This is a genomic window from Streptomyces sp. P9-A4 (assembly GCF_036634195.1).
Lineage (GTDB): Bacteria > Actinomycetota > Actinomycetes > Streptomycetales > Streptomycetaceae > Streptomyces.
In genome coordinates this window covers 3,557,162-3,574,882 of the sequence record NZ_JAZIFY010000001.1, presented here as the reverse complement: position 1 = coordinate 3,574,882, position 17,721 = coordinate 3,557,162, and the positions used below count along the sequence as shown (strand labels likewise).

16 protein-coding genes and 1 riboswitch are annotated in these 17,721 nt (G+C 74.1%); of the genes, 8 read left to right on the top strand and 8 right to left on the bottom strand.

Features of this window, described 5'->3' with window-relative positions:
- Window positions 1–29: 29 nt before the first annotated feature.
- From V4Y03_RS16010 to V4Y03_RS16000, 3 genes are all read right to left on the bottom strand, one after another.
- Window positions 30–467 carry a universal stress protein gene (locus tag V4Y03_RS16010; protein ID WP_332435351.1) on the bottom strand — a complete coding sequence of 146 codons (438 nt, stop codon included), beginning with the start codon at window positions 465–467 and terminating at the stop codon, window positions 30–32.
- A 64-nt stretch (window positions 468–531) separates the two neighbouring features.
- Window positions 532–1,155 carry an FMN reductase gene (locus V4Y03_RS16005; protein WP_332435350.1) on the bottom strand — a complete coding sequence of 208 codons (624 nt, stop codon included), beginning with the start codon at window positions 1,153–1,155 and terminating at the stop codon, window positions 532–534.
- Window positions 1,156–1,159: 4 nt separating this feature from the next.
- Window positions 1,160–2,239 (bottom strand): LLM class flavin-dependent oxidoreductase, encoded by a 1,080-nt coding sequence (locus tag V4Y03_RS16000; protein ID WP_317874871.1) that lies wholly within the window; start codon window positions 2,237–2,239, stop codon window positions 1,160–1,162.
- A gap of 101 nt (window positions 2,240–2,340) precedes the next feature.
- Here V4Y03_RS16000 and V4Y03_RS15995 point away from each other — a divergent pair, with 101 nt between their 5' ends.
- The 3 genes from V4Y03_RS15995 to cobM are packed head-to-tail and all read left to right on the top strand — an operon-like array spanning window position 2,341 to window position 4,499.
- A complete protein-coding gene (locus V4Y03_RS15995; protein WP_332435349.1) occupies window positions 2,341–2,484 on the top strand; it encodes a DUF6126 family protein in 144 nt (47 codons plus the stop codon).
- Between the two features lie 42 nt (window positions 2,485–2,526).
- Window positions 2,527–3,741 (top strand): precorrin-6y C5,15-methyltransferase (decarboxylating) subunit CbiE, encoded by a 1,215-nt coding sequence (gene cbiE / locus V4Y03_RS15990; protein ID WP_332435348.1) that lies wholly within the window; start codon window positions 2,527–2,529, stop codon window positions 3,739–3,741.
- 8 nt (window positions 3,742–3,749) lie between these two features.
- Entirely contained in the window at window positions 3,750–4,499 is a 750-nt protein-coding gene (cobM, locus tag V4Y03_RS15985; RefSeq protein ID WP_317874862.1) for a precorrin-4 C(11)-methyltransferase, read from the top strand.
- Window positions 4,500–4,567: 68 nt separating this feature from the next.
- Here the strand turns inward: cobM and V4Y03_RS33905 are convergent, their stop codons facing one another.
- The gene (locus V4Y03_RS33905) at window positions 4,568–4,642 is read right to left on the bottom strand and encodes a 50S ribosomal protein bL37 (RefSeq protein ID WP_015034725.1); all 75 of its coding nucleotides are present in this window, start codon (window positions 4,640–4,642) and stop codon (window positions 4,568–4,570) included.
- A gap of 62 nt (window positions 4,643–4,704) precedes the next feature.
- Here V4Y03_RS33905 and V4Y03_RS15980 point away from each other — a divergent pair, with 62 nt between their 5' ends.
- A complete protein-coding gene (locus V4Y03_RS15980; protein ID WP_317874863.1) occupies window positions 4,705–5,418 on the top strand; it encodes a hypothetical protein in 714 nt (237 codons plus the stop codon).
- 137 nt (window positions 5,419–5,555) lie between these two features.
- Here the strand turns inward: V4Y03_RS15980 and V4Y03_RS15975 are convergent, their stop codons facing one another.
- Window positions 5,556–6,701, bottom strand: coding sequence for a cobalt-precorrin-5B (C(1))-methyltransferase (locus V4Y03_RS15975; protein WP_317874864.1), 1,146 nt, complete (start codon window positions 6,699–6,701; stop codon window positions 5,556–5,558).
- Between the two features lie 12 nt (window positions 6,702–6,713).
- Here V4Y03_RS15975 and V4Y03_RS15970 point away from each other — a divergent pair, with 12 nt between their 5' ends.
- Window positions 6,714–7,448, top strand: coding sequence for a cobalt-precorrin-6A reductase (locus V4Y03_RS15970; RefSeq protein WP_332435347.1), 735 nt, complete (start codon window positions 6,714–6,716; stop codon window positions 7,446–7,448).
- Between the two features lie 60 nt (window positions 7,449–7,508).
- A complete protein-coding gene (locus V4Y03_RS15965) occupies window positions 7,509–9,083 on the top strand; it encodes a serine hydrolase (RefSeq protein ID WP_443079793.1) in 1,575 nt (524 codons plus the stop codon).
- A 51-nt stretch (window positions 9,084–9,134) separates the two neighbouring features.
- Here V4Y03_RS15965 and V4Y03_RS15960 read toward each other — a convergent pair whose 3' ends face one another.
- The 3 genes from V4Y03_RS15960 to V4Y03_RS15950 are packed head-to-tail and all read right to left on the bottom strand — an operon-like array spanning window position 9,135 to window position 12,567.
- Window positions 9,135–10,649, bottom strand: a complete 1,515-nt coding sequence (locus V4Y03_RS15960) for a precorrin-2 C(20)-methyltransferase (protein ID WP_332437195.1) — start codon at window positions 10,647–10,649, stop codon at window positions 9,135–9,137.
- A 32-nt stretch (window positions 10,650–10,681) separates the two neighbouring features.
- On the bottom strand, window positions 10,682–11,335 hold the full coding sequence (locus tag V4Y03_RS15955; RefSeq protein ID WP_317874867.1) for a precorrin-8X methylmutase: 654 nt from the start codon (window positions 11,333–11,335) through the stop codon (window positions 10,682–10,684).
- The gene (locus tag V4Y03_RS15950; RefSeq protein ID WP_443079792.1) at window positions 11,332–12,567 is read right to left on the bottom strand and encodes a cobalamin biosynthesis protein CobG; all 1,236 of its coding nucleotides are present in this window, start codon (window positions 12,565–12,567) and stop codon (window positions 11,332–11,334) included. Before V4Y03_RS15950 ends, V4Y03_RS15955 begins: the two co-directional genes overlap by 4 nt.
- 73 nt (window positions 12,568–12,640) lie before the next feature.
- Window positions 12,641–12,780: riboswitch (cobalamin riboswitch) on the top strand.
- A 39-nt stretch (window positions 12,781–12,819) separates the two neighbouring features.
- Between V4Y03_RS15950 and cobN the strand changes: the two genes are divergently transcribed.
- Together cobN and V4Y03_RS15940 are read left to right on the top strand one after the other, a co-directional pair.
- Window positions 12,820–16,446 (top strand): cobaltochelatase subunit CobN, encoded by a 3,627-nt coding sequence (gene cobN / locus V4Y03_RS15945; protein WP_332435345.1) that lies wholly within the window; start codon window positions 12,820–12,822, stop codon window positions 16,444–16,446.
- 213 nt (window positions 16,447–16,659) lie between these two features.
- Entirely contained in the window at window positions 16,660–17,538 is an 879-nt protein-coding gene (locus V4Y03_RS15940; RefSeq protein WP_332435344.1) for an alpha/beta fold hydrolase, read from the top strand.
- The last annotated feature ends 183 nt before the right edge of the window (window positions 17,539–17,721 follow it).

Below are 17,721 nucleotides of genomic sequence, written 5' to 3'. Positions count from 1 at the left end.
CGGGCCGGGCGCATGATGCCGGGGGCCGCCTACTCCCCCGTGTCGCCCCGGACCACGACGACCGGGCACGGCGCGTGCTGGGTGACGTGCGAGGAGACCGAGCCGAGCATCGCCGCCTTGAAGCCGCTGTATCCGCGGTCGCCGACGACGAGCAGCGACGCGCCCCGCGCGGCGTCGAGCAGGGCCTGCGGGGCGTTGCCGCCGACCACCGTGCGGGTGGTGGCGGCGGCCTCCTGGGGGGTGAGGGTCTGGTCGATCGACTCGTCGAGAATCTGCTTCGCGAGCCGCTCGGGGTCGAACTCCGCCGGTACGCCGGGCATGAGCGTCGCCCACGAGGCCGGGTACTCCCAGCTGATCACCGTCTGGAGGGAGTCCCCGGTCAGAGCGGCCTGCCCGGCCGCCCACTTCAACGCCTTCAGAGCGGGCGCCGATCCGTCCACGCCCACCACGATCCTGCCGCCGGCCATCGCCGACCTCCGTTTCGCTGTCGGGAACCCCGGGAAGGGCCTCCCCCACAACGTAACAAACCGATCAATCGAGGCGAAGGCCGGCCAACTGCTTCTCGAACGGGACGATCTCGTCCTCGTCCTCCCGGCGGGCGGGGCGCGCCGCGACCGTGTCCGCGAACTCGTTGCCCGCACGGGTGATCCGGTTGGGCAGGCCCTCGGTGTACTCGTCGCCGCCCGAACCCCAGTCCTCCGAGGCCGCGTAGACGGCGGTCGGGACGACGAGGGCCCGCAGATAGGCGAAGAGCGGTCGCATCGCGTGGTCGAGGACCAGGGAGTGCCGGGCGGTGCCGCCGGTCGCCCCGATCAGCACCGGGGTGCCGGTCAGCGCGGCCGGGTCGATCAGGTCGAAGAACGACTTGAACAGACCGCTGTACGAGGCCGTGAAGACGGGGGTGACGGCGATGACGCCGTCCGCGCCCGTCGCCGTGTCGATCGCCTCCTGGAGCTTCTCCGAGGGGAAGCCGGTGACGAGGTTCTTCGCGATGTCCACGGCCAGGTCGCGCAGTTCGACGACCTGGACGTCGACGGCGTACTCCTGCTCGGCCAGCCGGTACCGCGCGGCCTGCAGGAGCCGGTCGGCGAGCAGCCGGGTGGAGGACGGGGCGCTGAGTCCGGCGGACACGGCGACCAGCTTCAACGTCTGCATGACCTCAGACCTCCTGCTTCTTCTGTACGGCGGGGTGCAGCGGGGCGGAGTCCGGTACGCCGGCCGGGCGCAGGCTCGCGAACTCCTTGCGGAGCACCGGGACGACCTCCTCGCCGAGCAGGTCGAGCTGCTCCAGGACCGTCTTGAGGGGCAGTCCCGCGTGGTCGACCAGGAACAGCTGGCGCTGGTAGTCGCCCACGTAGTCGCGGAAGGACAGGGTGCGCTCGATGACCTCCTGCGGCGAGCCGACGGTCAGCGGGGTCTCGCGGCTGAACTCCTCCAGGGAGGGGCCGTGGCCGTAGACCGGCGCGTTGTCGAAGTACGGGCGGAAGTCCCTTACCGCGTCCTGCGAGTTCTTGCGCATGAACACCTGGCCGCCGAGGCCGACGACGGCCTGCTCGGGGGTGCCGTGCCCGTAGTGGGCGTAGCGCTGGCGGTAGAGCCTGACCATCTTCTCGGTGTGCTGCTTGGGCCAGAAGATGTGGTTCGCGAAGAAGCCGTCGCCGTAGTACGCGGCCTGCTCGGCGATCTCGGGGGAGCGGATGGAGCCGTGCCAGACGAACGGCGGGACGCCGTCGAGCGGGCGCGGGGTGGACGTGAAGCCCTGGAGGGCGCTGCGGAACTTGCCCTCCCAGTCGACCACGTCCTCCCTCCACAGCTTGTGGAGGAGCGCGTAGTGCTCGATGGCGAGCGGGATGCCCTGGCGGATGTCCTGGCCGAACCACGGGTAGACGGGGCCGGTGTTGCCGCGGCCCATCATCAGGTCCACGCGGCCGTCGGCGAGGTGCTGGAGGGTCGCGTAGTCCTCGGCGATCTTCACCGGGTCGTTGGTGGTGATCAGGGTCGTGGAGGTGGACAGGATCAGGTTCTCGGTGCGGGCGGCGATGTGCCCGAGGAGGGTGGTGGGGGAGGACGGGACGAACGGCGGGTTGTGGTGCTCGCCGGTCGCGAAGACGTCGAGCCCGACCTCCTCGGCCTTGAGCGCGATGGCGACGGTGTTCTTGATGCGCTCGTGCTCGGTGGGGGTGCGGCCGGTGGTGGGGTCGGCCGTCACGTCGCCGACGGTGAAGATCCCGAACTGCATCGTGCTCACCTCTCGCGGTTCCTGATGTATTGGTTGAAGCTTAAACTATCACGTCCAACGGTGCCACCCCGCCGTCTATTCCGGCCCGTACCCTGGAGCGCGTGGCCGAGGAGAAGACGTACGACAACGAGCGCTGGAAGGAGCGGGGCGTGATGCTCCGCGTCTTCGTGTACGTCTTCGCCACCCACGCCTTCGCGGGCTTCGTCTGGCTGCTCTTCCACGTAGGGCAGAACGCCCAGAAGTGACCCGGCGGTAGGGGCCCGCGCCCCTCACGTAGAGTCCCCGACGTGAACGGTGCGATAGCGGTCGTCGGAATCGGCGCGGACGGCTGGGACGGACTCCCCGAGAGCTCCCGCCGCGCCCTGCGCACCGCCGAGGTCCTGCTCGGCGCCCCCCGCCAGCTCGCCCTCCTCCCGGCCGCCGACTGCCCCGGCGAACGGATCACCTGGCCCTCCCCGCTCCGCCCCGCCGTCCCCGGCCTGCTCGCCGCCCACGAGGGCCGCGCCCTCGCCGTCCTCGCCAGCGGCGACCCCAGCTTCCACGGCATCGCCCGTACCCTCGCCGACGTCGCGGGCGCCGAGCGCCTCCGCGTCCACCCGCACCCCTCCTCCGTCTCCTACGCCTGCGCCCGCCTCGGCTGGCCCCTGGAAGCCGTCGAGACCGTCTCCCTCGTCGCCCGCCCGCTCGCCGCGCTCTCCGCCGCCCTCCACGACGGCCGCCGCCTCCTCGCCCTCAGCGAAGGCGCCGACACCCCCGCCCGGGTCGCGGCCCTGCTCCGGGACACCGGCTGGGGCGGCACCCGCCTCCGCGTCCTCGAACAGCTCGGCGGCCCCGCCGAGCGGCTCCTCGACGGGACCGCCGCCGACTGGCCGCACGAGCGGACCGACCCCCTCAACGTCCTCGCCCTCGACTGCGTACGCGACCCGGACACGCTCCGGCTCGGCGCCGCCCCCGGACTCCCCGACGAGGCGTACGAGCACGACGGGCAGCTCACCAAGCGATATGTGCGCGCCGCCACCCTCGCCGCGCTCGCCCCCGCACCCGGCGAACTCCTCTGGGACATCGGCGGCGGCTCCGGCTCCATCGGCATCGAATGGATGCGGACCCACCGCTCCTGCCGGGCGGTCATCGTCGAGAAGAACCCCGAGCGGGCCGCCCGCATCAGCCGCAACGCCGACGCCCTCGGCGTACCCGCCCTGCGCGTCGTGACCGCCCCCGCGCCCGAGGGCCTCGCCGCCCTGCCCACCCCCGACGCGGTCTTCATCGGCGGCGGCCTCACCGCCCCCGGCCTCCTCGACACCTGCTGGGAGGCCCTGCCGCCCGGCGGCCGGCTCGTCGCCAACACCGTGACGCTGGAGTCCGAGGCACTGCTCGCCGACCGCTACCGCCGCCACGGCGGCGAACTCGTCCGGCTCGCGGTCGCCACCGCCGTCCCCGTCGGCGGCTTCACCGGCTGGCGCCAGGCCATGCCCGTCACCCAGTGGTCCGTAACGAAGGGTTGAACAGAGGAATGACCGTCTACTTCATCGGCGCGGGCCCCGGCGCGGCCGACCTCATCACCGTGCGCGGCGCGAGGACCCTCGCGAAGTGCGGGGTCTGCCTCTACGCCGGCTCCCTCGTCCCCACCGAACTGCTCGCCGAGTGCCCGCCGGACGCCAGGCGCGTCGACACCGCCCGGATGGACCTCGACCAGATCGTCGCCGAGATCGCCGCGGCCCACGAGGCCGGGCAGGACGTGGCGCGGCTGCACTCCGGCGACCCGTCCGTCTTCAGCGCGATGGCCGAGCAGATGCGGCGGCTGGACGCGGCGGGCATCCCGTACGAGGTCGTGCCCGGCGTCCCGGCCTTCGCCGCTGCCGCCGCCGCGCTCAAGCGGGAGCTGACCGTCCCCACGGTCGGCCAGACGGTCGTCCTCACCCGGATCGCACAGCAGGCCACCCCGATGCCCGAGGGCGAGGACCTGGCGACCCTCGGCCGCAGCGGCGCCCTGCTCGTCCTCCACCTCGCCGCCCGCTACGTCGACCGGGTCGTGGCCGAACTCGTCCCCCACTACGGCACCGACTGCCCGGCCGCGGTGGTCGCGATGGCCAGCCGCCCCGACGAGGTCGTCCTGCGGGGGACGCTCGACGACATCGCCGCGCAGACGAAGGCGGCGGGCATCACGAAGACGGCGGTGATCCTGGTGGGCCGCACGCTCGCGGCCTCGGAGTTCCGCGACAGCCACCTGTACGACCCGGCCAGGGACCGCCACACCTGCTGAGCCGCCCCCGGGACGGCGCGCGGCGGGGCCCCGGGAAGTCCGATCCCCGGGGCCCCGCCGCGTGGACGTCAGGCGTTCGGCCGCTTGCCGTGATTGGCGTTCTTCTTCTTCCGCGCGCGCCGCTTGTTGCCTCGCTTGGCCATGGGACTCCCTCTCGCTCGGGGGGCGTGTCCCGGCCAGCCTAGGTTCGGGGCGGGGGGCCCGCATGTCGGCCGCGGAGGCCGTGCGGTCTCATGGAGACGTGACTGTCTACGACGTGGCCCGGGCACTGCCGGGCATCGAGGAACTGCGCGACCACTCCCAGGGGCTCGCGATGCTGGACGCGATCCTGAGCCCGGCCTGGGAGGGGCGGTACTACTCCTTCGACGCCCACTGGTCGGAGGACGAGCAGCTGGCGTCCATGCGGGACGGCTCGGGCGGCGAGTACACGATCGTCCTCTCCCCCGCGGGGGCGTACGCCCGAGTCTTCGACCACGAGTCGCCGCTGAGCCCGTACGGGCCGCTCGCGGACGGGAAGACGTGGCCGGGGGTGCTCGACGGGGTGCCGGAGGCCTTCCGGGAGTACCTGACGGAGCCCGCGTTCATGGACGAGGACGACGTGCACGTGACCACCGCCTGCCTCTGGCGCGAGACCGCGGACACGGCCTGGCACACGGGCGAGGTCGCCTACCCGGACCTGGAGGACCACCCGGACCCGGACGGTTCGCTCACCCTCCTCCGCCTCCTGACGAACCGCACGGCGGAGGCGTACGCGGAGTGGGCCTCGGACTACTACGAGCGCACGGTGGACATCGAGGCGGTCCGGCACGTGCTCGCGCTGCGCCCGCTGACGGGGGAGCTCGTGGCGGCCCTCAACCCGGAGACGGATCTCGCCGAGCTGGCGGAGGACATCGCGGAGATCGGCTACCCGGCGGGCTGACGGGTGCGGGGCCGGTGCCCGCAGGCCCGAGCCCCGCCCGCCCGGCAATCGGTCATCGGGGGATCCTCGGGCGGGCGGGAGGGCACTCGGCGCCGGATTCACGCCCCTGAGGCCGCCCCTGAGGCCGCCCACGAGGCCTACGCCGACGCAGACCCCGACGCCGACCCCGGCCCCGCGACCTCCGACCGTCCCACCACCACACCCGCCCGGTCGACGCAGACCACGTCGACCGCCACCGGTGCGCCCCTGAGGACCGACAGGGCCTCGTCGCGGGCGCGGGCGGCGACCAGGTCGCCGAGGGGGACGCCGGCCGCCTCGCAGAGGCGGAGCGCGGCCAGGCCCGTGTTCGCCGCGGCGATCTCCGAGGCCAGGGACTCCGAGGCGCCGCCGGTGACGGCCAGGTCCGCGAGGAAGGCCTTGTCGACCTGGGAGCGCGCCGAGTGCAGGTCCAGATGGCCCGCGGCGAGCTTGGAGAGCTTCGCGAAACCGCCGCAGACCGTGAGCCGGTCGACCGGATGGCGGCGTACGTACTTGAGGACCGCGCCCGCGAAGTCGCCCATGTCGAGGAGCGCGATCTCCGGCAGGTCGTAGAGCGTCGCCACCGTCCGCTCCGAGGTGGAGCCGGTGCACCCGGCCACGTGCGTGAGGCCGCCCGCGCGGGCCACGTCCACGCCCCGGCGGATCGAGTCGATCCAGGCGGAGCACGAGTACGGGACGACGATCCCCGTCGTGCCGAGGATCGACAGGCCGCCCAGGATGCCGATCCGGGGGTTCCACGTGGAACGGGCGATCTCGGCGCCACCGTCGACGGAGACGGTGATCTCGACGTCGCCGGCGCCGCCGTGCCGCGCCGCGACCGCCGCCACGTGCTCGCGCATGAGCTGCCGGGGCACGGGGTTGATCGCCGGTTCGCCGACCTCCAGGGGAAGCCCCGGCAGGGTGACCGTACCGACGCCCTCGCCGGCCCGGAAGACCACGCCGGAGCCCGGCGGGAGCAGCCGTACCGTCGAGCGGATCACGGCCCCGTGGGTGACGTCCGGGTCGTCGCCGGCGTCCTTGGTGACGGCCGCCATGGCCGTACCGCCGGCGAGCCGCTCCGCGGTGAGCGCGAAGGACGGCGTCTGCCCCTTCGGCAGGGTGACGGTCACCGGGTCGGGGAACTCGCCGGTCAGCAGGGCCGTGTACGCGGCCGTGGTCGCCGCGGTCGCGCAGGCGCCCGTGGTCCAGCCCGGCCTGAGACCGGTGTGCTTGAGTTGGGCCTCACGCCCGCCGCCTGAAGTCACGAAGAGGCTCCTGTGCACATACTCATTCTCGGGGGGACCACCGAGGCCCGCGCCCTGGCCGGGCTGCTGCACGGCGGCGGGGTCAGGGTCACCAGCTCCCTCGCGGGGCGGGTGGCGAGCCCCCGGCTGCCCGAGGGCGAGGTGCGGATCGGCGGGTTCGGCGGGGCCGAGGGGCTCGCCGAGTGGATCGGCGCGCACGCGGTGGACGCGGTCATCGACGCCACGCATCCCTTCGCCGAGCGGATCAGCTTCAACGCGGCCGGGGCGGCCGCCACCGCCCATGTTCCCCTGCTGGCGCTGCGCCGTCCCGGCTGGGTCCCGGCGGACGGGGACCGCTGGCTGTCCGTGCCGTCCCTGTCGGCGGCGGCGGACGCGCTCGACGGCCTGGGGGAGCGGGTGTTCCTGACGACGGGCCGGATGGGCCTGGCGGCCTTCGCGGCCCTCCCGCACTGGTTCCTGGTCCGCTCGGTGGACGCCCCGGAGGCCCCGATGCCGGCCCGCGCCGAAGTGCTGCTCGACCGGGGCCCGTTCACCCTGGACGGCGAGCGGGAGCTGCTGGCCGGGCACCGGATCGACGTACTGGTGACGAAGGACAGCGGCGCCGCGGCGACCGCCCCGAAACTGACGGCGGCCCGCGAGGCGCGCATCCCGGTCGTCCTGGTCCGCCGCCCCCCGGTCCCGGACGGCGTCCCGGTGGTGACGACCCCGGAGGAGGCCGCCGCCTGGGTGCGGTCGCGCCTGCCGTAAGCCGTGATCGCGCCCGCTCCCCCGCGCGACAACCGTCCTCCCCGGGCTTTCAATGGAAGCGTGATTACCGTCCGATGGCTGGTCACCGCGGGGGCGGCGGCCGTGCTGGGGATGGGCTCGCTCGCCGCGACCGGGCCCACGCCCCCACCCGAGCCGCCTCCCGCACAGCCCCCGCCGTCCCTCGACCGGGCCGACGTGGACCGGGCCGTCGGCCGGCTCGACGGGAGTGTCGCGGAGCTGATGAAGCGGACCGGCGTCCCCGGGGTCTCCGTCGCCGTCGTCTACCGCGACAAGGTCGTCCACCTCAAGGGCTACGGGGTGCGCGAGGTCGGCAAGTCCGCCCGGATCGACGCCGACACCGTCTTCCAACTGGCCTCCGTGTCCAAGCCGATCGCCTCCACCGTCGTCTCCGGAGCGGTCGGCGTGGACGGCTGGCAGAAGCCGGTCAACCCCGCACTGCCCGAATTCCGGCTCAAGGACCCGTGGGTGACGTCCCATGTGACGGTCGCCGACCTGTTCTCGCACCGCAGCGGCCTGCCCGACCACGCGGGCGACCTCCTGGAGGACCTCGGCTACGACCAGGACTACATCCTGTCCCACCTGCGGTACGAGCCCCTGGCGCCGTTCCGCGCGAGCTACGCCTACACCAACTTCGGCCTGACGGCGGCGGCCGAGTCCGTCGCCGCCGAGAAGGGCGTCCCCTGGGCGAAGCTCGCCGAGGACACCCTCTACAAGCCGGCCGGCATGAACCACACCAGCTCCCGCTTCGAGGACTTCGTCTCCAACCCCGACCGCGCCCACGGCCACGTCAAGGAGGCCGACGGGACCTGGAAGGCGCTGTACGTACGCGACCCCGACGCCCAGTCCCCCGCCGGCGGTGTCAGCTCCTCGGCCCGTGACATGGCGACCTGGCTGCGGCTCCAGCTCGCCAACGGCAGCCTCGACGGCCGCCGGATCGTCGCCGAGGACGCCCTCGACCTCACCCACCACCCCGAGGCCGTCGCCAGCCCGGCGCACGCACCGGCCGCCCGGACCGGCTTCTACGGCCTCGGCTGGAACGTCTCGTACGACGACCAGGGCCGGCTGCGCCTCTCGCACACCGGCGCGTTCGCGCAGGGCGCGCACACCAACGTCACGATGCTGCCGGGCGAGCGGCTCGGCATCGTCGTCCTCACCAACGGCGCCCCGGCCGGTGTCGCGGACACCGTCGCCCTCGACTTCTTCGACACCGCGCAGGAGGGGAAGCCCAGCAGGGACTGGCTGCCGCTCGTCAACGGGCTCTACGAGCAGGAGGCCGACGCCGGCGTCTCGCCCACGGACTACGCGAAGGCGCCCGCCCACGCCAGGCCCGCGAAGGCCGACGGCGCCTACACGGGCACGTACACCAGCGCCTACTACGGCCGGCTGGCGGTGGCCAAGGGCGAGGACGGCGGCCTGGTGCTCCGCCTGGGGCCGGAGACGGAGCGCCAGTCGTACCGGCTGACGCACTACGACGGCGACACGTTCAGCTTCCCCACGCGCGGGGAGAACGCCGTCGGCCCGACCGGCGTCACGTTCTCCCCGGACGGGAAGACGGTCCGCGTGGAGTACCTGGACCAGGAGGGCCTGGGCACCTTCACCCGCACCGCCTCCTAGGGACCTGCGGGTTCCGCCCGGGTCACCCGTAGCCGGTGCTTCGGGGCCGGGTCACCCGTACCGGCGCGGCGTCCAGGTGATCGTGCGGCCGTCCGCCCGTTCCACCGCGCGCGTCTGCGAGGAGCCGACGAGCAGCAGGGTGCGCATGTCGACCTCGGACGGCTCCAGGGTCTTCAGGGTGACCACCCTTACGGACTGCTCGGGGCCGCCGACGTCCCGGGCGACGACCACCGGGGTCTGCGGGGGACGCAGTTCCAGGAGGAGGTCGCGGGCGGCGGCCACCTGGTGCGTACGGGACTTGGAGCCCGGGTTGTAGAGGGCGAGGACCAGATCGGCGCCGGCGGCGGCGCGCAGCCGGGCCTCGATGACGTCCCAGGGCTTGAGCCGGTCGGAGAGGGAGATCGTGGCGTAGTCGTGGCCGAGCGGGGCGCCCGCCGCTGCGGCTGCGGCGTTGGCGGCGGTCACCCCCGGGAGGACCCGTACGGGAACGTCCGCGTACTCCGGCTCGCAGGCGACCTCCAGGACGGCCGTGGCCATCGCGAAGACACCCGGGTCGCCGCCGGAGACGACCGCGACCTTCCGGCCGCGGCGGGCCAGGTCGAGGGCGAACTCCGCGCGCTCGGACTCGACCTTGTTGTCGGAGCCGTGCCGGATCTGCCCGGGGCGCAGCACCGGCACCCGGTCCAGATAGGTGGTGTAGCCGACGAGCACGTCGGCGTTGACGAGCGCGCCGCGCGACTCGGGGGTGAGCCAGGGTGCCCCGGCCGGTCCGGTGCCGACGACGACGACCTCGCCCCGGTCCCGCACGGGAGGCGTGGCGTCGATCCGGGAGGGCAGGACGGCCACCGAGAAGTAGGGGACGGACTCGGGGTCGACGGCGGCGAGTCCGCCGGTGCGCTCGCCCGCCATGAAGGCGCGCTCCACATAGCGGGCGTCGTCGAGCCGGCCGGCCCGTTCGAGGGCCCGCCGCACGGTGGGGAAGGTGCGGCCGAGCTTCATCACGACCGCCGAGTCGGTGCCCGCGAGACGGGCCGTCAGCTCGTCCTCGGGCAGGGTGCCGGGGATGATCGTGAGGACTTCCTCGGCCTCGCACAGCGGCTCGCCGAGCCGGGCGGCGGCGGCGCTGACCGAGGTCACACCGGGGATGACGGTGGTGTCGTAGCGGTCGGCGAGCCGCTTGTGCATGTGCTGGTACGAGCCGTAGAACAGCGGGTCGCCCTCGGCGAGGACGGCGACCGTGCGGCCCGCGTCGAGGTGGGCGGCGAGGCGGGCCGCGGCCTCCTCGTAGAAGTCGTCGAGGGCGCCCCGGTAGCCGCCGGGGTGGTCGGTGGTCTCCACCGTGAGCGGGTACATCAGCCGCTCCTCGATGTGGTCCTCGCGGAGGTGTCCGGCGGCGATCGAGCGGGCGATGGAACGGCCGTGGCGGGCCGAGTGGTAGGCGACGACGTCGGCGGCGGCGATGGCCTTCACGGCGGCCACGGTCATCAGGTCCGGATCGCCGGGCCCGAGCCCGACGCCGTACAGCTTGCCGGTCACGGTCGTGCCCCCGTCGCCCTTCGCGCTCATGCCCTCGGTCCCGGTCATGCCCTCGGCCCCGCTCATGCCTGGATCTCCGCTTCGTGAGCGATCGCGTTGATCGCGGCGGCGGTCATCGCGCTGCCGCCGCGCCGGCCCCGTACGACGAGGTATTCGAGGCCGAGGTCCTGGGCGGCCAGCGCGTCCTTGGACTCGGCGGCGCCGATGAAGCCGACCGGTATGCCGAGGACGGCCGCCGGGCGGGGCCCGCCCTTCGCGACCATCTCCAGGAGGTGGAAGAGGGCGGTGGGGGCGTTGCCGATGGCGACGACGGAGCCTTCGAGGCGGTCCCGCCAGAGTTCGAGGGCGGCGGCGGAGCGGGTGGTGCCGAGTTCGGCGGCGAGGCCCGGCACGGCCGGGTCCGACAGCGCGCAGATCACCTCGTTGTCGGCGGGCAGCCGCTTGCGGGTGACGCCGCTCGCGACCATCTGCGCGTCGCAGAGGATCGGCGCACCGGCGCGCAGGGCGGCGCGGGCGTCCGCGACGACCCCGGGGGAGTACGCGATGTCCTGCACGAGGTCGGTCATGCCGCAGGCGTGGATCATCCGGACCGCCACCTGGGCGATGTCGGCGGGCAGGCCCGCCAGATCCGCCTCGGCGCGGATGGTGGCAAAGGACCGGCGGTAGATCTCCGCCCCGTCCTTCTCGTAGTCGAACATCCTGGTGCTCTCGCTCATCTCGTGTGGGTCGGCAGGGCGCGGGCCGCCGCGACTGCCGCGGGCAGGGAGGTACGGGGGGTGGGGGCGCCGTCCACTAGATAGGTGTCGTCGCCGGTGGCGAGGACACCGGTCCAGGCGCCGTACGGGTGCCCGCAGCGGCGCGCGCACCCGGAGAAGTGCACGGGCAGCGGCCCGGGGGGCGCGGCGAGGGCGTCCGCCCGGACGTCGGCGAGGGACTTGGCGCACCCGGGGCGTCCGGTGCAGGCGGTGACCCCGGCGCCGGGGGCGTCGGGGCGGGTGATCAGGCCGTACGACTCCAGCTCGGGGAGTCTCGCGGGGTCGGTGGTGACGACCGCCCCGCGCCAGGGCGTGAGCCGGATCTCGCCGGCGGGCGGCAGGGCCCGCAGCTGGGCGGCGGTCAGCCGGCCGAGCGGGGCGAGGACGTGCAGGGCGTGCTCGCCGAGCGGCCCGGGTGCGGGGGGCGGGGACGCGGGAAGCGGCGGTACGGGTACGGGCTCCGCCGGGATCCCGGCCCGTGCGAGGGCTCCTGCCCAGTCGGGTACGTGCCCTTCGGGCAGTTCGCGGGGCCGCCAGGCCCCGTTCCCGGCGGTCTCGGCGGCGTCGAGGAAGGCGAGGGCGGCGGTGAGGGCGGCGCGGACGGCGTCGTCGGCGGCGAGCCGGAAGACCCGCGCGCCGAGCCACAGCAGGACGGTCCCGCCCTCTCCTGCGACCAAGCTCACATCGCCGCCGAGCCCGGCGACGTCCCCGCGCCCGTCGTCGAGGAGGAACAGGAACCGTCCCGAAAGGGACGCGGCCCGGGGTTCGGCACACAGGGCGGTGTCCAGGGCGCGCGCCCACAACTGCACGTCCGCGTACCCGAGTCCGTCGAGTCCGGAGGCCGGGGAGGCCACGATGTTGCGGACGCGTTCATGGGTGGGGGAGGGCAGCAGCCCCGCCCCGGCGAGAAGCCCCGCGAGCTCCGCCCCGCAGCCGTCGCCGAGACCGCGCAGCTCCGCGTTGCCCCGCGAGGTGATGCTGATCCGCCCGTCACCGAGGGTCTCGGCGACAAGGGCGAGCACCTCGACCTGACGCACGGTCAAGCGCCCGCCGGGCAGGCGCAGTCGGGCGAGCCGGCCGTCGTCGGCGGGATGCAGGCGCAGCGCTCCGGGGCAGGCGTCGCCACGGTCCCGTATGCGAGCTTCGCCCGGTTCGGGCGGCGGGGGCGGGGTGGGCGGCATGGCGGCGAGCATACCCACGGGGAACCGGGCGGCCACCGAGTGTGATCCGGCCGACTCCCCGGCTCCCTCCGGCGCGGAGACCGCACGATCTAGGATGCAGATCGGCATGGGGTCCCAGGACCCCGGGGAGGAAGCCCGGTGAGAATCCGGCGCGGTCCCGCCACTGTGAGCCCGTACCAGCGATGGTGCGGGTGAGTCAGGAACTCCCGCCGTCCATACGACCACCCGGGGCGCGGACAACCCCGAGGAAGGCCTGCGCTCGCCATGCTTCTGCTGCTGTCGCACTCCGACACCGATCTGCTCAGCGCCCGCGCGGCGACCGCCGGCTCCGGCGGCGGTCCGGTCGAGTACCGCTTCGCCAACCCCTCCCGGCTGCCGCTCGCCGACCTTCCGGCCCTGCTCGACGGCGCCGACCTGGTCGTCGTACGGCTCCTCGGCGGGCTCCGCTCCTGGGAGGACGGCCTCGACGCGGTCCGCGCGGCCGGGAAGCCGATGGTCGTCCTCAGCGGCGAACAGGCCCCCGACGCCCAGCTGATGGAGGCGTCCACCGTCCCCGTCGGCGTCGCCACCGAGGCCCACGCCTACCTGGCGCACGGCGGCCCCGCGAACCTGGAGCAGCTCGCCCGCTTCCTGTCCGACACGGTGCTCCTCACCGGTCACGGCTTCGAGGCCCCGGCCGCCGCCCCCACCTGGGGCCCCCTGGAGCGCACGCCCCGGACGACCGACGGTCCGACGATCGCCGTGCTCTACTACCGCGCCCACCACATGAGCGGGAACACCGCCTTCGTCGGCGCCCTCTGCGAGGCCGTCGAGGACGCCGGAGCCCAGGCCCTCCCGCTGTACGTGGCCTCCCTGCGCGCCCCCGAGCCGGAGCTGCTCGACCGCCTCCGCACCGCCGACGCCATCGTCACCACCGTTCTCGCGGCGGGCGGTACGAAGCCCGCCGAGGCGCAGGCCGGCGGCGACGAGGAGGCCTGGGACGCGGGCGCGCTCGCCGCGCTCGACGTGCCGATCCTCCAGGCGCTCTGCCTGACCGGCTCGCGCGCCGCCTGGGAGGAGAACGACGAGGGCCTCTCCCCGCTGGACGCCGCCAGCCAGGTCGCCGTGCCCGAGTTCGACGGCCGGCTCATCACCGTCCCGTTCTCCTTCAAGGAGATCGACGAGGACGGCCTGCCCGCGTACGTCGCCGACGCCGAGCGCGCCGCCCGCGTCGCCGGGATCGCCGTCCGGCACGCCCGCCTCCGCCACATCCCGAACGCCGGGAAGCGGCTGGCGCTCGTCCTCTCCGCGTACCCGACGAAGCACTCCCGCATCGGCAACGCCGTCGGCCTGGACACCCCCGCCTCCGCCGTCTCCCTGCTGCGCCGGCTGATCGCCGAGGGGTACGACTTCGGGCCCGAGGCCGACCTCCCCGGCCTGCTCTCCGGCGACGGCGACGAGCTGATCTACGCCCTCATCGAGGCCGGCGGCCACGACCAGGACTGGCTGACCGAGGAGCAGCTCGCGAAGAACCCGGTCCGCATCCCGGCCGCCGACTACAAGCGCTGGTACGCGACGCTCCCCGAGGAGCTGCGCACCCACGTCGAGGAGCACTGGGGCCCGGCGCCCGGCGAGATGTTCCTCGACCGCTCCCGCAATCCGGAGGGCGACATCGTCCTCGCGGCCCTGCGGCGCGGGAACCTCCTGATCCTCATCCAGCCGCCGCGCGGCTTCGGCGAGAACCCGATCGCGATCTACCACGACCCCGATCTCCCGCCGTCCCACCACTACCTGGCCGCCTACCGCTGGATCGCCGCCCGCGCCGAGGACGGAGGCTTCGGCGCCGACGCCATGGTCCACCTCGGCAAGCACGGCAACCTGGAGTGGCTGCCCGGCAAGAACGCCGGTCTGTCCGCCGCCTGCGGCCCCGACGCCGCCCTCGGCGACATCCCGCTGATCTACCCCTTCCTGGTCAACGACCCGGGCGAGGGCACCCAGGCCAAGCGCCGCGTCCACGCCACCCTCGTCGACCACCTGGTGCCGCCGATGGCCCGCGCCGACTCGTACGGCGACATCGCGCGCCTGGAGCAGCTGCTCGACGAGTACGCGCAGATCTCCTCCATGGACCCGGCGAAGCTGCCCGCGATCCGCGCCCAGATCTGGACGCTGATCCAGGCCGCCAAGCTCGACCACGACCTGGGCCTCCAGGAGCGCCCGGAGGACGACGGCTTCGACGACTTCCTGCTGCACGTCGACGGCTGGCTGTGCGAGGTCAAGGACGCCCAGATCCGCGACGGTCTGCATGTCCTCGGCGGCGCCCCGGAGGGCGAGGCCCGGGTCAACCTGGTCCTCTCCATCCTGCGCGCCCGCCAGATCTGGGGCGGCACGCAGGCGCTGCCGGGTCTGCGCGAGGCGCTCGGCCTGGACGAGTCGGCCGCGACCCGCACCACCGCCGACGAGGCGGAGGCCAAGGCGCGCGAGCTGGTCGAGGGCATGGAGGCGGCGGACTGGTCCGTGGACGCGATCCCGGCCGTGGCCGCCGCGTACGGCTCCGAGGTGCACGCCGTGCTGCGGTTCGCCTGCGAGCAGGTCGTGCCGCGTCTGGCCGGCACCACCGACGAACTCACCCACGCCGTCCACGCGTTGAACGGCGGCTTCGTCCCGGCCGGCCCCTCGGGCTCGCCGCTGCGCGGCCTGGTCAACGTCCTGCCGACCGGCCGGAACTTCTACTCGGTCGACCCGAAGGCCGTGCCCTCCCGGCTCGCCTGGGAGACCGGGCAGGCGCTCGCGGACTCGCTCCTGGAGCGCTACCGCACCGACAACGGCGAGTGGCCGACCTCCGTCGGGCTCTCCCTGTGGGGTACGAGCGCGATGCGCACCGCCGGCGACGACGTGGCCGAGGCGCTCGCCCTGCTCGGCGTCCGCCCGCTGTGGGACGAGGCCTCACGCCGCGTCAACGGCCTTGAGCCGATCCCGCTCGCCGAGCTGGGCCGCCCGCGCGTCGATGTCACACTGCGCATCTCGGGCTTCTTCCGGGACGCGTTCCCGCACGTCATCGGGCTTCTCGACGACGCCGTCCGGCTGGTCGCCGGCCTGGAGGGCGAGTCGGCCGAGGAGAACCACGTCCGGGCGCACGCGCAGGCCGACCTCGCGGAGCACGGCGACGAACGGCGCGCCACGACCCGCATCTTCGGCTCGCGGCCGGGGACGTACGGCGCGGGCATCCTCCAGCTGATCGACTCGCGCGACTGGCGCACGGACGCGGACCTCGCCGAGGTGTACACGGTCTGGGGCGGTTACGCGTACGGGCGCGGGCTCGAAGGCCGCCCGGCGCGCGCCGAGATGGAGACCGCGTACAAGCGGATCGCGGTCGCCGCGAAGAACACGGACACCCGCGAGCACGACATCGCCGACTCAGACGACTACTTCCAGTACCACGGCGGCATGGTCGCGACCGTCCGCGCGCTCAGGGGCACGGCCCCCGAGGCGTACATCGGCGACTCGACCCGCCCCGAGACCGTCCGTACCCGCACGCTCGTCGAGGAGACCTCCCGGGTCTTCCGCGCCCGCGTGGTCAACCCGCGCTGGATCGAGGCGATGCGCCGCCACGGCTACAAGGGCGCGTTCGAGCTGGCGGCGACCGTCGACTACCTCTTCGGGTACGACGCCACGACGGGTGTCGTGGCCGACTGGATGTACGACAAGCTGACGCAGGAGTACGTCCTCGACCCGGAGAACCAGGCCTTCCTGAAGGAGGCCAACCCCTGGGCCCTGCACGGCATCGCGGAGCGCCTCCTCGAAGCCGAGTCGCGCGGAATGTGGGAGAAGCCGGACCCGGAGACCCTGGCCGCCCTGCGCCAGGTGTTCCTGGAGACCGAGGGCGACCTCGAAGGCTCCTCCGACGAGGACTAGGTCCTCACCGGGGCGGGGGCGGGGGCGGGGGCCGGGGCCGGGGGACGTGTCGTGACGGCCGGGCCGTCACGAAGGCGTCGGCCGGGGCCGGATGGTCACCGTCGCTCTCTCTCCCGCCCCGGAGATTTTTCCGCCCGGCCCCCGCGCCTGCGATGAGTTCCGGCGCCCCCGGCGGTCTACCCCCATGACTGACTCACCACCGAGGAGATCACCATGGCCGAGACCGACACCCGGACGCTGGACACCGCCGGCGCGACCCTGCGCTACGACGTGCGCCCCGGCACCGGAGCCGAGGCACGCCCCCTGCTGCTGATCGGTTCCCCCATGGACGCGACCGGCTTCACCACGCTCGCCTCCCACTTCACGGACCGGACCGTCGTCACGTACGACCCGCGCGGCGTGGGCCGCAGCGAGCGCACCGACGGCGCGGCGGAGTCGCTTCCCGAGGAGCACGCCGACGACCTGGCCCGGCTGATCGAGGCGCTCGGCGTCGGCCCGGTCGACGTCTTCGGGAGCAGCGGCGGCGCCGTCAACTCCCTCGCCCTCGTCGCCGCCCGCGGCGACCTGGTGCACACCCTCGTCGCGCACGAGCCGCCGACGGCCCAGGTCCTCCCGGACCGCGAGGCGGCCCTCGGCGCGTGCGCGGACGTCCACGCGACCTATCTGCGGGAGGGCTGGGGGCCCGCGATGGCGAAGTTCCTGGCGCTGACGGGCCGGAAGGGCCCGTTCCCGGCGAACTGGGCGGAGGAGCCCGCGCCCGACCCGGCCGCCTTCGGCCTGCCCGCCGAGGACGACGGCTCGCGCGGCGACCCGCTGCTCGGACAGAACATGCGGGGCTGCACCTCCTACCGCCCCGACTTCACCGCCCTGCGCGCCGCCCCGACCCGGATCGTCGTCGCGGCGGGCAAGGAGTCGGAGGGCGAGCTCGCCGCCCGCGCGGCGGCGGCCGTCGCCGAGGGCGTCGGCACCCCGCTCGCCGTCTTCCCGAGCCACCACGGCGGCTTCCTGGGCGGCGAGTTCGGCCAGCAGGGCGCCCCGGCGGAGTTCGCCGAGGCGCTGCGGGCGGCCCTGGACGGCGACGACCGGGGCTGACACGGACGGAGCGCCGGGCTGACGACCCGGCGCTCCTCCGCCCGGCGGCTACTTCTCCGCGGCGGCGGCCTTCACGGCCGCCGCCGCGTCGACGTACCGGATCTCCCCATTTGAAGGCGTTTGGCCTGTTCAGCAAGCGGCACCGAGGGTCCGCATCCGGAAAGGAGGTCTAGTTGTTCTAGC